The sequence below is a fragment of the Halalkalibacter kiskunsagensis genome, assembly GCF_037027555.1.
GTDB classification, from domain to species: domain Bacteria; phylum Bacillota; class Bacilli; order Bacillales; family Bacillaceae_D; genus Halalkalibacter; species Halalkalibacter kiskunsagensis.
The window spans coordinates 24,421-40,125 of the sequence record NZ_JAXBLX010000023.1 but is presented as its reverse complement, the minus strand read 5'-3'; the positions used below and the strand labels follow the sequence as shown (position 1 = coordinate 40,125).

Annotated in this window: 11 protein-coding genes; 8 read left to right on the top strand and 3 right to left on the bottom strand. The window is 39.8% G+C overall.

The window, feature by feature from the left end:
* The first annotated feature begins 175 nt into the window (after positions 1–175).
* Both xylB and tkt read left to right on the top strand, forming a co-directional pair.
* Positions 176–1,675, top strand: coding sequence for a xylulokinase (gene xylB, locus SLH51_RS14370; protein ID WP_335962027.1), 1,500 nt, complete (start codon positions 176–178; stop codon positions 1,673–1,675).
* Positions 1,676–2,001: 326 nt separating this feature from the next.
* Positions 2,002–4,008: a transketolase gene (gene tkt / locus SLH51_RS14365; RefSeq protein ID WP_335962026.1), complete on the top strand. Its 2,007-nt coding sequence runs from the start codon at positions 2,002–2,004 to the stop codon at positions 4,006–4,008.
* 262 nt (positions 4,009–4,270) lie between these two features.
* Here tkt and SLH51_RS14360 read toward each other — a convergent pair whose 3' ends face one another.
* The gene (locus SLH51_RS14360) at positions 4,271–5,077 is read right to left on the bottom strand and encodes a histidinol-phosphatase (protein ID WP_335962065.1); all 807 of its coding nucleotides are present in this window, start codon (positions 5,075–5,077) and stop codon (positions 4,271–4,273) included.
* A 121-nt stretch (positions 5,078–5,198) separates the two neighbouring features.
* A complete protein-coding gene (locus SLH51_RS14355; protein WP_335962024.1) occupies positions 5,199–5,606 on the bottom strand; it encodes a helix-turn-helix transcriptional regulator in 408 nt (135 codons plus the stop codon).
* 77 nt (positions 5,607–5,683) lie between these two features.
* On the opposite strand from SLH51_RS14355, the gene SLH51_RS14350 reads away from it, so the two are divergent.
* The 6 genes from SLH51_RS14350 (at position 5,684) to SLH51_RS14325 (ending at position 14,767) form a co-directional block, all read left to right on the top strand.
* Entirely contained in the window at positions 5,684–5,905 is a 222-nt protein-coding gene (locus tag SLH51_RS14350; RefSeq protein WP_335962023.1) for an ABC transporter permease family protein, read from the top strand.
* A gap of 407 nt (positions 5,906–6,312) precedes the next feature.
* Entirely contained in the window at positions 6,313–7,323 is a 1,011-nt protein-coding gene (locus SLH51_RS14345; RefSeq protein WP_335962022.1) for a LacI family DNA-binding transcriptional regulator, read from the top strand.
* 516 nt (positions 7,324–7,839) lie between these two features.
* Positions 7,840–10,653, top strand: coding sequence for a pullulanase (locus tag SLH51_RS14340; protein WP_335962021.1), 2,814 nt, complete (start codon positions 7,840–7,842; stop codon positions 10,651–10,653).
* Positions 10,654–11,678: 1,025 nt separating this feature from the next.
* Positions 11,679–12,872, top strand: coding sequence for an efflux RND transporter periplasmic adaptor subunit (locus SLH51_RS14335; RefSeq protein WP_335962020.1), 1,194 nt, complete (start codon positions 11,679–11,681; stop codon positions 12,870–12,872).
* The gene (locus SLH51_RS14330; RefSeq protein ID WP_335962019.1) at positions 12,856–13,545 is read left to right on the top strand and encodes an ABC transporter ATP-binding protein; all 690 of its coding nucleotides are present in this window, start codon (positions 12,856–12,858) and stop codon (positions 13,543–13,545) included. Before SLH51_RS14335 ends, SLH51_RS14330 begins: the two co-directional genes overlap by 17 nt.
* On the top strand, positions 13,538–14,767 hold the full coding sequence (locus SLH51_RS14325) for an ABC transporter permease (RefSeq protein ID WP_335962018.1): 1,230 nt from the start codon (positions 13,538–13,540) through the stop codon (positions 14,765–14,767). The genes SLH51_RS14330 and SLH51_RS14325 overlap by 8 nt, the downstream gene beginning before the upstream one ends.
* A gap of 113 nt (positions 14,768–14,880) precedes the next feature.
* Here SLH51_RS14325 and SLH51_RS14320 read toward each other — a convergent pair whose 3' ends face one another.
* A complete protein-coding gene (locus SLH51_RS14320) occupies positions 14,881–15,501 on the bottom strand; it encodes a cell wall hydrolase (RefSeq protein ID WP_335962017.1) in 621 nt (206 codons plus the stop codon).
* Positions 15,502–15,705: the final 204 nt, after the last annotated feature.

Sequence of the window (15,705 nt, the reverse complement as noted above, 5' to 3'; positions counted from 1 at the left end):
ACATGACAATAGCAAAAAAAGTGTGCTGGATTCTTTATGTATTCAGCACACTTTTTAAAAGAGAACAACGATGAATTTTTTAGTGAACATAGTGAAGGATAAAAGCAAATCAAGTGATTGGCTCGTTTCTTCAAAAAGGCGTTTTTCTTACGACATTATTAATGGGGTGACCTAAATGAAATATGTAATTGGTGTGGATCTTGGCACGAGTGCTGTCAAAGTATTGCTTATGAATAACCAAGGCGAAGTGTGTCTTGAGGTATCAAAAGAATATCCACTCATTCAAGAAAAATCTGGTTATAGTGAACAGGATCCAAACGAATGGGTTGAAAAAACAACCGCAGCGTTAACGGAACTCGTTGAGCAGTTTGATGGCGACGTTAGTAGCATTGAAGGCATTAGTTTTTCAGGACAAATGCACGGTCTTGTCTTATTAGATGAGGATCAAAACGTTCTTCGCAATGCCATTCTTTGGAACGATACACGTACAACTGAACAATGTCAGCAAATTTATGACATGGTCGGCGAAGAACGTTTGCTTGAGATCACGAAAAACCCAGCGTTAGAAGGTTTTACCTTGCCAAAATTGCTGTGGGTGAAGCAATATGAGCCAGATGTTTTAGCGAATGCCTCAGTCTTTATGTTGCCAAAGGATTATTTGCGCTTGAAAATGACAGGTGCGACACATATGGAATACTCGGATGCGGCAGGAACGTTAATGTTAGATGTTGGCGAGAAACAGTGGAGCGATGAGTTACTTGCGCTTGTCGGCATTGACGCGAAACTTTGCCCGCCACTTGTTGGTTCGTCTGAGTTTGTCGGTCATGTTACTGTAGAATTTTCTGGTGAGACAGGACTAGCTTCTACTACGAAAGTCTTTGCTGGTGGCGCAGATAATGCGTGTGGTGCGATTGGTTCAGGCATTCTTTCTGAAGGGAAAACGCTTTGTTCGATCGGAACATCTGGTGTTGTCCTTTCATACGAAGAGCGCAATGATCGCGATTTCCAAGGGAAGGTTCATTATTTTAACCATGGCGAAGAGAATGCGTTCTATACGATGGGAGTTACGCTGGCTGCTGGATACAGCTTAAGTTGGTTCAGAGATACATTTGCAAAAGATGAGCAGTTTGAAACGTTATTAGAAGGTCTCAACAATGTACCGATTGGCGCAAATGGTTTGTTGTTTACACCTTATTTAGTTGGCGAAAGAACCCCTCATGCAGATTCTGTCATCCGTGCGAGCTTTATCGGAATGGATGCATCACATAAGCGCATTGACTTTGCTCGTTCGGTTATCGAAGGCATTACGTTCTCGTTAAACGAATCAATTGAGATTTTCCGTGAAAGTGGCAAGACGATTGATACGATTATTTCCATTGGCGGCGGAGCGAAAAATGAGACATGGCTGCAAATTCAAGCAGATGTCTTTAACGCGAAAATCGTCAAATTATCAAGTGAACAAGGACCAGCTGTCGGAGCAGCGATGCTAGCAGCGTACGGTAGTGGTTGGTATGACTCATTACAAGAATGTGCTGACGTGTTTATTCAAGAGGCAACCACATACACACCAGTACCAGAAAATGTAGAACGCTACAATGAGTTATTCCAATTGTATAAAGAGGTCTACGCCCAAACAAAGGTTTTAAATGAAGGATTGAAAAGCTTTCGCTCATAATGACTCTCACATCCGGATTTTTGTCGAAAATTAATCATTGTAGGAGGAGTGGGAGATTTCTCACTCCTTAAATATGCGTGATTGTATCTCTATTAGTTTTGTATAACAGTAATTTCGCTCATATAATGGCGCTTTAGGTGATATAACTGGAAATTCGCTAATATGTAACAGAATAGCTTGTAATTTCGGAAAACTACTAATATATTTATAGAATAATTGATAATATCCAGAAATTAACTGGATAATTAGTCGAAAAAACTGATAAGATTGAAAAATGGCAAATAACTCGCAATTCATTTTACATAATTCGAAAGGACGTGTTTTTCTTGTCAACAGAACAACTAACAATCGAGCAATTAGCAGTTAACACAATTCGAACACTATCAATTGATAGTGTCGAAAAAGCCAACTCAGGTCATCCGGGGATGCCAATGGGCGCAGCGCCAATGGCGTTGTCTCTTTATGGTCAAAACATGAAGCATAATCCACAAAATCCAGAGTGGTTCAACCGCGACCGCTTTGTTTTATCAGCTGGTCATGGTTCGATGCTGCTTTATAGCATTTTACATCTATCAGGTTATGACGTTTCATTGGACGATTTGCAAAACTTCCGTCAATGGGGAAGCAAAACACCAGGACATCCTGAATTTGGTCATACAGCAGGTGTCGATGCAACAACAGGTCCACTAGGTCAAGGATTCGCAATGGCTGTTGGGATGGCAATGGCAGAAAGACATTTAGCAGCGACATTTAATCGTGACGAGTACAATGTTGTTGATCACTATACGTACAGCATTTGTGGAGATGGAGACTTAATGGAAGGTGTGTCAGCAGAAGCGGCATCACTTGCTGCACACGTAAAGCTTGGCCGTCTTGTTGTATTATATGACTCAAATGATATCTCGCTTGATGGAGATTTAAACCTATCATTCTCTGAAAGTGTAGAAGGTCGTTTCAAAGCTTACGGATGGCACTATCTTCGTGTAGAGGATGGAAATAATCTTGATGAGATTAACAAAGCAATTGAGCTTGCTAAACAAGATGATCGTCCGACATTAATCGAAGTAAAAACAACGATCGGATACGGTTCACCAAACAAAGGTGGAAAATCAGCTTCTCATGGTGCCCCACTAGGAACGGATGAAATCAAGTTAGTAAAAGAAAACTATGGTTGGACTGCGGAAGAAGAATTCCACGTACCAAGCGACGTAAAGAACTACTTTGAAAAGGTACAAGAAGCAGGAGCGAAGCAAGAAGATGAGTGGAAACAGCTTGTCGAGCGTTACAAAAAAGCATTCCCAGAACTAGGGGAGCAACTTGAGCAAGCTATTAGTGGTGAGCTACCTGTAGACTTTGATAGCGAGGTTCCTTCGTATAAAGCTGGAGTGGACAAGGTTGCTACTCGCTCTTCTGGTGGAGATGCACTTAATGCATTTGCGAAAAAAGTTCCAACAATTTTTGGTGGATCAGCTGACTTAGCGTCATCGAACAAAACAATGCTAAAAGGCGAGTCAAACTTTAGCAGAGATAATTACAGCGGCCGCAATGTGTGGTTTGGTGTTCGTGAATTTGCCATGGCCGCAGCGATAAACGGAATGGCGCTTCACGGTGGAGTGAAACCATTTGGTGCAACATTCTTCGTATTCTCTGATTACCTACGTCCAGCTGTGCGTCTATCAGCATTAATGAAGCTTCCTGTTACGTATGTATTTACACATGATAGTGTCGCAGTTGGGGAAGATGGTCCAACGCATGAGCCTGTTGAGCAACTGGCATCATTCCGTGCAATGCCTGGTGTAAACGTAATTCGTCCAGCTGACGGCAACGAAACGGTAGCAGCATGGAAAGTTGCGCTTGAGTCAAAAGATGAGCCAACAATGCTAGTATTAAGCCGTCAAGATTTAATGACTTCAGCTCAATCAGTGGACGTTGCATACGAAGGCGTAAGCAAAGGTGCTTATGTTGTATCTGAAGCAAAAGGAGAAGTAGCTGGGTTACTACTTGCAACAGGTTCAGAGGTTCAGCTAGCAGTTGAAGCGCAAAAACAATTAGAAGCAGAAGGTATTTTCGTTTCTGTTGTTAGTATGCCGAGCTGGAATAGCTTTGAAAAGCAATCAAAAGAGTACAAGGATTCTGTCATTCCACCAGCTGTAAAAGCACGTGTTGGAATTGAAATGGGCTCATCTCTTGGTTGGAGCAAGTATGTTGGAGACAACGGTGAAGTGATCGCAATTGATCAGTTCGGTGCATCCGCTCCAGCAAGCAAAATTTTAAGTGAATACGGCTTTACGGTTGAAAATGTTGTAGCGAAAATGAAGTCGGTTTTAAAATAGTGCTATAACCAAAAAGAAGCAATTGCCCTTTATGTGAAAGGCGCAGTTGCTTCTTTTAGTGTTTATAATGGTCATCAACACCCCATTATAAGTGTCCTAATAATGGGGTGTTGACCATTACCTCAAAAGAGTGGCAATGGCTCCGCACGCTGCACGCCTTTATGAGAAACCCACTCATAAAAGGCTTAAGAGAAGGCAGCGGCTCCACTCATTGCTTCGAGTTTTCTCAAAAGGTAAAAAGCGACCTTTTGAGAAAACTCTTTTACAACAATACAACCTGCCGCTTCTTCTCTACATAGTAAACCATCTCGCGAAAGCCGATCTCCTTTAGCGTTTTCTGCACATCTAAGTAATCATCGCCAATCCGATCAGGAACATGCGAATCTGAACCGAACGAGATATCTACTCCAAAATGCAAGGCGCGCTCTAAGATCTCGTTTGACGGGTACCAACCGCCGCAGTCCTTTGTTTTACCGGACGTATTGACTTCAATTGATACACCCTCGCTGCTAATAACCTTTAGTGTTTCATCGATAATTGGTGTCTCAATTTGTGTGAACTCGGGGTAAAAGCCTTTCATCGCATCAATGTGACCGAGTACTTGAAAGATCCCGCTTTTCGCGGAAGCTTGGATCAGTTTATAATAATCTTCCTTGTTTCTAATGCGATCAGCCTCATGTAATCCATCCCATCGTCCCTTTTTAAAAATACTTACGTCATTGACCCAATGAACGGACCCGATTACAAAGTCAAATGGATGCTTAGCAATGTTTTGTCGGTAAATATCTTCATGTTCTGGGAAGTAGTCACTCTCTAAGCTAAGAAGCACGTGAATTTTATCTTTGTACTTTTCCTTCAGCGTTAACACTTCCCCTACATAGGAAGCAAGCTCACTTTTTGCCATGGCAATGCGGGGATGCAATTGATCTTCGTCACTGAAAAAAAACGGCGAGTGATCGGATATTGCAATGTAATGAAGCCCTTTTTCCACCGCTGACTGAATATAGTCTTCAATTTTTCCTACGGCATGCCCGCACCGATCGTGGTGGGTATGTAGATCGAACAGTATGTTTGTCATAAGTATCCTCCAGTAGAATGTTTTCTCTTTCTATTGTGCTATGAAATGAAAAGCAGAACAAGGCATAAAAAGTAAATTTTGTATTTATTCAGAAAAAAATGACTTATGAACGTTAGTACAGATTATGAAAGGACGTTCTTTCGAAATTCAGACGGCGTACATTTTTTTGTCGTTTAAATGTTCGAATGAAGTAACTAGTGTTATCAAAGCCAACTTCTAGTGAAATTTCAAGAATCGTATGATCAGTTTCCTTCAATAACTTTGCCGCTTTATTGATTCGAATCGTATTGATATAGTCAATCGGAGTCATTTGTACAAGGGATTTGAAAAAACGACTCAAGTGGCCTTCACTCAATTGTATAATCAGCCCAAGTTCTTTAATCGTTAGCTTCTCACGAAAATGTTGATCAATGTATTCGAGAACTTTTTTTAGTCTGTTCATTTTCTCAGAATTAGCTGACGGAAACGTTGTTGTTTTCGTTTCGACTGGAAAATTCATGATGATTTCAGATAAAAGCATAAAACGTTGTCCTTTGATGATTAATTCAAATGCCGTTATTGAAGCCTGTACTAGTAACCATCTTTGTGTTAAATTTCATGAATGTTTGGAATGAGTTTACAGCACCATTGTATTTCTTAAATTCAGTTGATAAATGGCCAGTCACTCTTGCTGTTTACAATTTCTTTGGTCAATTCAGTGCACAGTGGAATCTTGTAAGTACCAATATTGTGCTTACTTCCATTCCTGTGTTAATCGTCTTCATCATTGGGCAAAAGCACATTGTCAGTGGACTGACATCAGGTGCGGTGAAAGGGTAATTAATAGGAAAGGAAGTACCTGTGGCAGGTGCTTCCTTTCCTAATTTATATTCAGGGGGAGTCTCTAGAAAGGATTGTAAGGAAACCTACTATTGTAAATTCTACAGTTTCTGTAACTCCTTAGATAAAGCTTTATATAGTAATACTATCACTGCTCTATTTTAAATGGTCAAAAGGAACTAGTGCTTAAGGTACGTACTAGCTTCTTTTTTTCTTACATAACATACATTCATAGATTTTTAATTTCATACATATAGATAGTGTTCTAATCCCAATCCAATTCCCGTATTGTTTGTTCAAGTGTTTGCACAATAAAAGTAGTTCTAAAAATTCTTGCAGTTTAAAAAATAAGGTGTTACAGTAATAATTACTAACGTTGCGAAAACGTTTTCCTAAAAGGTGATGAAATGAAAACAACAATTAAAGATGTTGCATTACAAGCGAATGTCTCTATTTCCACTGTCTCAAGAATCATAAATAACCAACCTGGCTATTCAGAGGCAACAAAAGAAAAAGTAGAAAAAGTGATCAAAGAAATGGGTTTTCATCCAAATGGACTGGCAAGAGGGTTAATTCATAAAAAGACCCATACGATTGGTGTTCTTCTTCCAAATATAATCAGCTCTTTTTCTTCGAAACTGTTAAATGGAATCGAAGAAAGTGCCCATGAAAATCATTTTAGTACGATTGTTTGTAATACAGGGCCATTGGGGAACCGTACGCTTGAGTACTTGAGTGTGTTAGGGGAAAAGAAAGTAGATGGCATCATTCTTACGAGTTCTCCCCTAAAAGAAGAATACTATAAAGAAATTAAAGCGTTAGACATACCCGTTATACTATTATCATCGATGTCCTATCGCTATTCAGTCCCCTATGTAAAAGTCGATGATAAACAAGCAGCATACCATGCAGCAAGTTACCTCATTCAAAATGGACACACGAAAATAGCAATGATAAGTGGATCACAAGATGATGAACTTGCTGGATTGCCAAGGTATGAAGGTTTTATAAAAGCGTTAGGAGACCATGGTTTGTCAGTGAATGAAAACATCATTGTGTATGGAGATTTCGGTTTTCAATCCGGCAGAACAAGTATGGAACAATTATTACCATTCCGAGATGAGTTTACAGCCATCTTTGTTGCTAGTGATGATATGGCGATGGGGGCGATCTCAGTCGCATCTGAACACAACTTAAAGGTTCCTGACGATTTTTCCGTAATTGGCTATGATAACACCAACATTGCTGAAATGGCGATTCCTCCATTAACAACCGTAGCACAGCCGTTACGAGAGATGGGGAAGGTCGCAATTACAAAGTTAATCGAAATGATTAATAATCAGGACACAATAGCAAGTGCCATTATGGCTCATGAAATCATTGAAAGAAAAACCGTTAAGAAAATAATAAGCACCTAACTATTTGATAGGTGTATTCTTTTCTCGGTTTTACGAAAAGCTTTTCGTAAAAAATGGAGAGGCTTTATATTATTAATTGAATTATCCTTTGTTTTATTTTAGAAAGCGGTTACTTTAGGTGAGGGTTACTTCCGCATTATTCGCATTGGTGCTAATCGGTATAAATCGTGAAAAACAATAACAGCACAGCCTAAAGCTATTACTTCGAAGATTACATTATAAAAAAACAGCTTTTTATAGGTAAGATATTATTTAATAAAAGTTACGAAACCCTTTTCGTTTAACGACAAATTTCTGTTAACTTTAACTCTTTGAGTTTTTAAAGGAGGTGAGAGTTTTTATTGCGGATTGCTTGTAAACAATCAACTAGACGATAACAGCAGGAAAGTAACTTAGTTCAATTACGAACCTATTTATGTGCTTTAAAAACTAATTAGGGAAAGGACAAAGAGCTAAGCTAACAAAGGGGAACAACCTTTTAAATTTGAAATCTTATTTGAAAAAGGAGTAGAGAAAATGAAAAAATCGTTGATTATCATCATGTTATTACTAATGATCTCTTCGTTGGGATATTTTTCGTTTACCGATTCAGGGGCAGCAGAACAAGTAGTAGCGAATCAAGCAGAGTCTTTAGATATCCCTGAAAATACGTTAAGAATCCACTATGAAAGAGAGGATCAGCATTTTACTGAGCTTGGTCTTTGGTTATGGGAAGATGTCGCTAGCCCTACTAATAATTGGCCTTCAGGAGCGATACAATTTAAGGAAGATCAAATGACGAGTTATGGTGCTTATCTTGATATTGAGTTACAAGAGAATGCCGAGAAAGTAGGATTTCTTGTGTTAAATACGACGACTGGAGAGAAAGATGGAAACGACAAGTTCGTTGAGATTAGCTCTCTAGACAAGAATGAAGTATGGATTAAAGAAGGCGATGACGTGGTTTATACTTCTTCGGACGGGGAAGTACCGATAAAAATGTTGTCAGCTAACGTGTTATCAGACACGAAAATTCAACTGAATTTTTCTTATACAATGGGTTTAACAGAAGAGGGCATAGCCGAGGAAATGATGATATTTGATAAAGATGAAAACGAAGTGGAATTGACAAATGTGACAATTGAAGATGATAAGACGATTGAACTTCACGGTAATTTTGACGTATCTCAGGCTCCTTTTACCGTAAAGTACAAAGAGCAATCGCTCACCGCTATTATTGGGTGGCAGCTAGTAGATGAAATGTACGCTTATGATGGTGACTTAGGTGCAGAATTACATAGTGATGGTACAGCGACGTTGAAGTTGTGGTCTCCTCTGGCTGATGATGTATCTGTGATCTTATACGACAAGGACGATCAGGATTTGGTTGTAAAAGAGGATATAGAAATGACAAAAGGAGATCGTGGTGTATGGCACGTAACACTTAATAAAGAAAATACTAGTTTAAAAGATCTACAAGGTTATTACTATCATTATAAAATTGATCACGGCGGAGAAGAAAAGTTAACGCTAGATCCATATGCTAAGTCTATGGCTACGTGGGATCATGCAGGAAAATATTCCATTGGGAAAGCTGCGATTGTTGATCCTTCAACGCTTGGACCTGAATTAAATTTTGCGGAAATAGAAGGATTTGAAAAGAGAGAAGATGCGATCATTTACGAGGTTCATGTAAGAGATTTTACATCTGATCCAAGCATTGATGATGAACTCACTGCACAGTTCGGAACGTTTGCAGCTTTTGCAGAGAAATTAGATTACATTGAAGATTTAGGGGTGACGCACATTCAACTGTTACCCGTTATGAATTACTTCAATGTAAATGAGTCAGAAAGTGCGGAAAGATTGTTAGAGTATGCTTCAACTGGTACGAATTATAATTGGGGCTATGATCCGCATAGTTATTTTTCACCAACCGGGGTGTATTCAGAAAACCCAGATGATCCAGAGCTCAGAATAGAAGAATTAAAGATGTTAATCGATGAAATTCATAGCCGCGGCATGGGGGTTGTGCTTGATGTCGTTTACAATCACACAGCAAGAGTAGAGATCTTTGAAGATCTTGTCCCTAACTATTATCACTTTATGGATGCTGATGGAACACCTAGAACAAGCTTTGGTGGTGGACGTTTAGGCACAACTCATGAAATGGCAAGAAGAATTCTTGTTGATTCGATTACGTACTGGGTTGAGGAGTTTAAGGTTGATGGATTCCGCTTTGATATGATGGGAGATCATGATGCAGATAGTATTCAAATTGCCTATGATAAAGCAAAAGAACTAAATCCGAATATCGTGATGATCGGAGAAGGCTGGAGAACGTTTGTAGGGGATGAAAGCGGCGGCGATGTTATGCCAGCAGACCAAGACTGGATGCAGCATACAGAAAGTGTCGGGGTATTCTCTGATGAATTTCGAAACGAATGGAAGTCTGGCTTTGGCAGTGAGGGAGAACCAAGATTCATTACGGGTGGAGAAAGAAATATCCAACAAATATTTGATAATATTAAAGCTCAACCTTATAATTTTAAGGCAGATGATCCTGGCGATGTGGTTTCATATATAGCAGCCCATGATAATTTAACGCTTCATGATGTCATCGCTCAATCGATTAAGAAAGATCCAGAATTACATCAAGAGGAAATTCACCAACGAATCAGACTTGGAAATACAATGCTTTTAACCGCTCAAGGAAAAGCCTTTATTCACGCAGGTCAAGAGTTTGGACGTACGAAGCAGTTCAGAGCGGAAACGTCAGAGCCTCCATATAAATCTACTTATATGGAAGATGAAGATGGCAATCCATTTACGTATCCATACTTTATTCATGATTCGTATGACTCGTCTGATGTGATTAATATGTTTACTTGGGATCAGGCTACGAATGCAGAGTTGTACCCTATCAACAATCTGACAAGGGAATATACAACAGGTTTGATTGCTTTAAGAAGATCAACAGATGCTTTTAGACTCGGAACAAAAGAATTGGTAGATTCCAATGTAACGTTACTAGATGCTCCAGAAATAGAGGAACAAGATTTAGTAATAGGCTATCGAAATGAAGCAACAGATGGTACGGCTTATTATGTATTTGTCAATGCAGATAATGAAGAAAGAACAGTAACAATAGGGAAAAACCTAATGAAGGGCACCGTTTTAGTAGACAGTGATGAAGCGGGAATCGAGGAAGTATCAAAAAGGTCAGGCTTTAAACTGACGGGGCGCAGCATCACGATCGATCCATTGACAACAGTGGTCATCAAGATGGAGAGTGAGGAAGAAAAAGACAATAATGGAAAGGAAAAAATCAACAAAGGCGTGGGGAAATAGGTAGAAGTTTAAACAAAATGATTGAATAGGAGTTGAATGGATAGTGACTTCTATTCAATCTATAAATCTAGGAGGAACATATTGCGGGTGAAATAAGAAGCACAAACATAAGGGAACGGGGTATTTGACTTCGGGAAGTGTCTGTTACCTCCCGAAGTTTGTTGTTATTTGTTGGTGTAAAGTAAATGTCGATAATTAACAGAATAATCTTACTTTATATTTACGAAGCTTCGTTCTTGTTGTAAATTAAGATTTAAATTCATACTTTGTTTTCTTAATTGACCTATCTGCTATAAGGAAAGTGATAATATTGATACCAGCTGATTGAATCACTGTTGGTATCATTACTAGGTTAGGAGCGAAATAAATGCCCAGAAAAAAAGAGTTTGGATCCCTGATGCCTTTTACCACATTACAAGTCGCGGAAACAGACGTGATCCGTTGTTTTTTTGCAAATTCTTGAAAAAGTTTATGAGAAAATTCCGTATCAGTTAGTCTCTTACTGCCTTGACAAACCACTTCCATCTTCAGTTACTATCAAAGGAAGAAACCATTCCGAAAGTGATGCTCCTCATTAAAAAGTGCTATGCCCATTATTTCAATACTAAGTATGGCTTGACTGGACATGTTATTGAAAAGAGGTATTTCGCTGATGTGGTCTATGACGAGGCTGCGATGCTTGATGTGAGTCGTTAAATCCACTTAAACCCAGTAAAAGCCCAAATCGTTGATCATCCTGCTTCCTATGATTGGAGCAGCTTTTCCTTTCTATCTACCCCTTATGCTACGCCGTCAAAATACTTGAATACCCACCATCTATTAACCTATTTCACTCGAACAAAAGAAGAACGTAAAAGCGAGTATGCGAAATATTGTCTCGATTCCACTCGACAAGTGCCTGGCACCGCCAGAAATAATGTCGAACTTCCTAAAAAATTGTAAAATAACCCTTGAAATAAATTGGAATAAATTAGATAATATTTCTATATTTTAGAAAAGTTTGTATAGTGAGGGGCCGTAAATGGATGAAAAAGAAAATAGCTCTAATTGTTAGTTTGTGTATCGTTGCGATCGTTTTACTAGGGGGGGGAGCGGCGTATTATTTTATGAATCAAAGTCAGCAAGTTGGGGCGATGTTGGAAGAGCCATGGGTTCAAAAGGTATCTGATATGATGTATTTGGATGATTTTTCTCCTTATGCTTTCTCGGGGAAAATTGAACCTGAGAAACATGAAAAGATTTACGTGGAGCCTGATAAAGGGACTGTAAAAGAGGTGTTTGTGAAAGAGGGGGACACAGTTGAAGAAGGGACTCCATTATTTGAGTATGAGCCATTAGAGGATTCAAATTTGGAGCTTGAGCAATTAAAAATGCAACTTGAGATGTCCTATTTACAAATTAATCAAGCGCAGAAAAGACAGACGAAGATGGAAAAAGCAATAAAAGAAGCAGAGAAAGAAGAGAAAGAGCTGCTGCAAGAGGATTTGGAACAAGTGAAATTTGATCTGCGTATGATGAATTTAGAAGCAGGACAGCAACAAAAGCAAATCAAAAGTCTAACTGATGAGCAAGAATCAACCACGGTGCTCAGCAAAAGTGCGGGGATTGTTCAGTCGATCAATCAAGATATTGCGGATGGGGCACAAATGGAACAGGCACAAGGCGCATTTATTCAAATTGTGTCAACTGGCTCTTACCTCATAAAAAGCCAAGTGAACGAGTTCCTGATCGATACATTAGAAGTTGATACGAAAATGAAAATTACGAAGAAAGCTGGAGGAGACGAAGAATGGCAAGGAACCATTACCGAGATTGGTCGACTCCCGGTTGGAGCGAACGAAGACAGTCAAATGATGGATATGTATTTGGAAACAAACCCGCAGTCATCAAACTATCCATTTACTGTCCTTATTGAAGACCATAGCGGGTTAGAAATTGGGTTTCATGTTAATCTTGAGCCTATTTCAGAAGAGGAATCTGTATCTTCTGTAGTGAAGGTCATGCAGGATTTTGTTGTTTGGGATGAGGACGAGCCTTATGTATGGGTCGTAGATGAGAATCAGACAGCTAGGAAGCAGTACGTGGAAGTTGGACATCAATTTGATGAGGAATTTGCCATTGAAATTGTGAGTGGTGTGACGCTTGAAAATTATCTTGTGTATCCTGATCCTTCAGTAACGGAAGGAAAAGAGGTTATGATTTATGATTCGTTTGAGTAAAATCTATAAGTCATACAAACTAGGAAAAGAAGAGATTCCGATTTTAAAAAATATTCATCTTTCGGTTGAAGCAGGCGAATTTTTAGCGATTATGGGGCCTTCTGGTTCGGGGAAATCAACTCTTATGAACATTCTTGGTTGTTTGGATAAACCGACGTCAGGCTCCTACAGTCTTGAGGCAATGGACATGCTTGCCGGAAAAGAAGGTGTACTAGCTGACATACGTAATAAGCAAATTGGTTTCGTCTTCCAAACGTTTCATCTCTTGCCACGTTTAACGGCTTTGCAAAACGTGGAGCTTCCATTGATTTATAGCAAAGTGAAGAAAAAAGAAAGAAAGAAATTAGCATTTGAATCACTAGAAAAAGTCGGCTTAGCTGATCGAGTTTCGTTTCTTCCGACTAGACTTTCTGGTGGACAAAAGCAAAGGGTGGCGATTGCTCGCGCGCTTGTAAACAATCCAAAATTTATTTTAGCGGATGAGCCAACAGGAGCGCTTGATACGAAATCGGGCGAGCAAATTTTAAAGCTTTTTGCGGACTTAAACAAAGAAGGCGTAACCGTGATTATGATAACGCATGATCGAGAAGTAGCGGATAAAGCTGATCGCATTGTTTATATTCGAGACGGGGAATTGTTGCTCGAAGAAAGAGGTGAGAGCCTCAATGCTTGAGAACATTCGAATTTCCCTTCAAGCGATTCTTTCTCATAAACTTCGTTCCATTTTAACGATGTTAGGGGTGATTATCGGGATTGCTGCTATCATTGCGATCGTCTCGATCATTGAAGGACAGAGTGAAACGTTAAAAAGCAATTTAGTCGGGATGGGCAATAATACCATTAACGTTGTCTATGAGGATATGAGTATGATGGGAGAAGGGTATTACAATACGACGTCTTACCTCTCAGCTCCTCCTGTGAAAGAGGAAACCGTCGAGATGATTCGCAATCAGCCGAATGTGGCAGGAGTTTCTCTTTATCATGAATCGTGGAATGTGATGGCATTTCATCAGACAAACTCAGCTTACCCGCAACTATACGGGGTGGATGAAGGCTATTTTGAGCTTTTTCCAATGACACTTGTAGAGGGAAGGCAGTTATTGCCTAATGAGTTAACGGGTACTACTCAAGTTGTAATGATCAATGAAGATGCAAGGAATGAGTTGTTCCCAGAAGGTGAGGCGGTGGGACAACTGATTGACATGTCAGGTATTCCTTTTCGTGTCGTCGGTGTGTTTACCGATAAAGGAGAAGAGGATGTCTTTTATTATGGCGAGTGGACCCAACCAAAAATGTATTTACCAAGAGGGGTTTGGCCGCTTTTAGAAGGGTTTGAGGCGCCAACGCAAATTGCTGTTCAAGCTGTGTCTTCCGAGCATATTCAAGAGGCGGGCATGATGGCTGCTGATATGCTAAATGCCGAGCTTTCCCCTGTTGATATGCAAACAGCGATGTATTCTGTGATGGATATGCAGCAGATTGCAGAAGAAATGGCCGCTTATAACCGGACGTTTGCGCTACTCTTAGGTGGAATTGCGAGTATTTCCTTATTAGTTGGGGGAATTGGTGTTATGAATATTATGCTCGTATCGGTGACAGAACGCACACGCGAGATTGGGATCAAAAAGGCGCTAGGAGCGAAGCGCTACATCATTCTGTTTCAATTCTTAACAGAGGCGATCGTGTTAACTAGTTTAGGTGGCGCCCTAGGAATTGGAGGGGGAATTGGAATTGCCAAGCTCATTTCGATGATAACGGGCATGCCGTTTCTCATCTCAGTCCCAGCGATCATTGGTTCACTTATATTCTCCATGTTTGTTGGAATCGTATTCGGACTGCTTCCTTCGTTGAAAGCATCGAAGCTACAACCGGTGGATGCGTTGAGGTATGAATAGGGTGCCTGGCACCGCTCGAAGTTTGTCGAAAGAAAAGTGATAAAAAAGAGAAAAGATGCCTCAAAAGCCCCATAGCCTATAGAAGGATATGGGGCTCTTTTTGTAAAATTTTATTAATCTGCAAATAGATGACTGCCGATTGTAAACTTCGGTGTTCTTGTAAAGATCCATTCAGATGTTGCGATCGTAGGGTTGTAATAGTATGTAGCACCTTTAGATGGGTCCCATCCACGCCATGCGTCTCTAACAGCTTGATACGATGCCTGAGTTGGTACTAAGTCATATTGACCGTCATGAACAGCCGTAAAGGCATTTCGTTGATAAATGACGCCATCAACAGTTGAAGGGAATTCCGATGAATGGACCCGATTTTTGACGACGGCCGCAACAGCGACTTGGCCTTCATACGGTTCACCACGTGCTTCGCCGTGTACAATTCGAGCAATTTTTTCAATTTCCTTGAGACGACTTAACGTTTGAGGTCCAGCCACCCCGTCATTTAATAGGTTGAATTCTTGCTGCAGATTTCGCACAGCTTCCTCTGTTAATGGTCCATAGTATCCCGTAGCATTCGTATGTAAGTATCCTAACGCAATTAACTGCTTTTGTAATTGTACGACGTGTTCGCCGCGGTCTTCCTTTTGTAAAAGATTCTCGTTAGCTTGTGACGTCGTTGGTAACATCACCAAGAATAGTAAACAAAAAGGAAGGAAAATGATAGCTTTGTTTGTCATGGAAAAAACCTCCTTTTTTATAATGTAACCGTAAAAAAGGGAAAATCCAAGTCAAATCTAGTAATTGAGTAAAAATGACTAGATGCCAGGTACCTATCGAAATTTGTCGAAGAAATACCTCCTTCTGCGATTTTACGAGAAAGAGGCATTGGGATAATTGTGAAACCTATGAATAGTTCGTATCGATAGTAGAACTCCTAAATG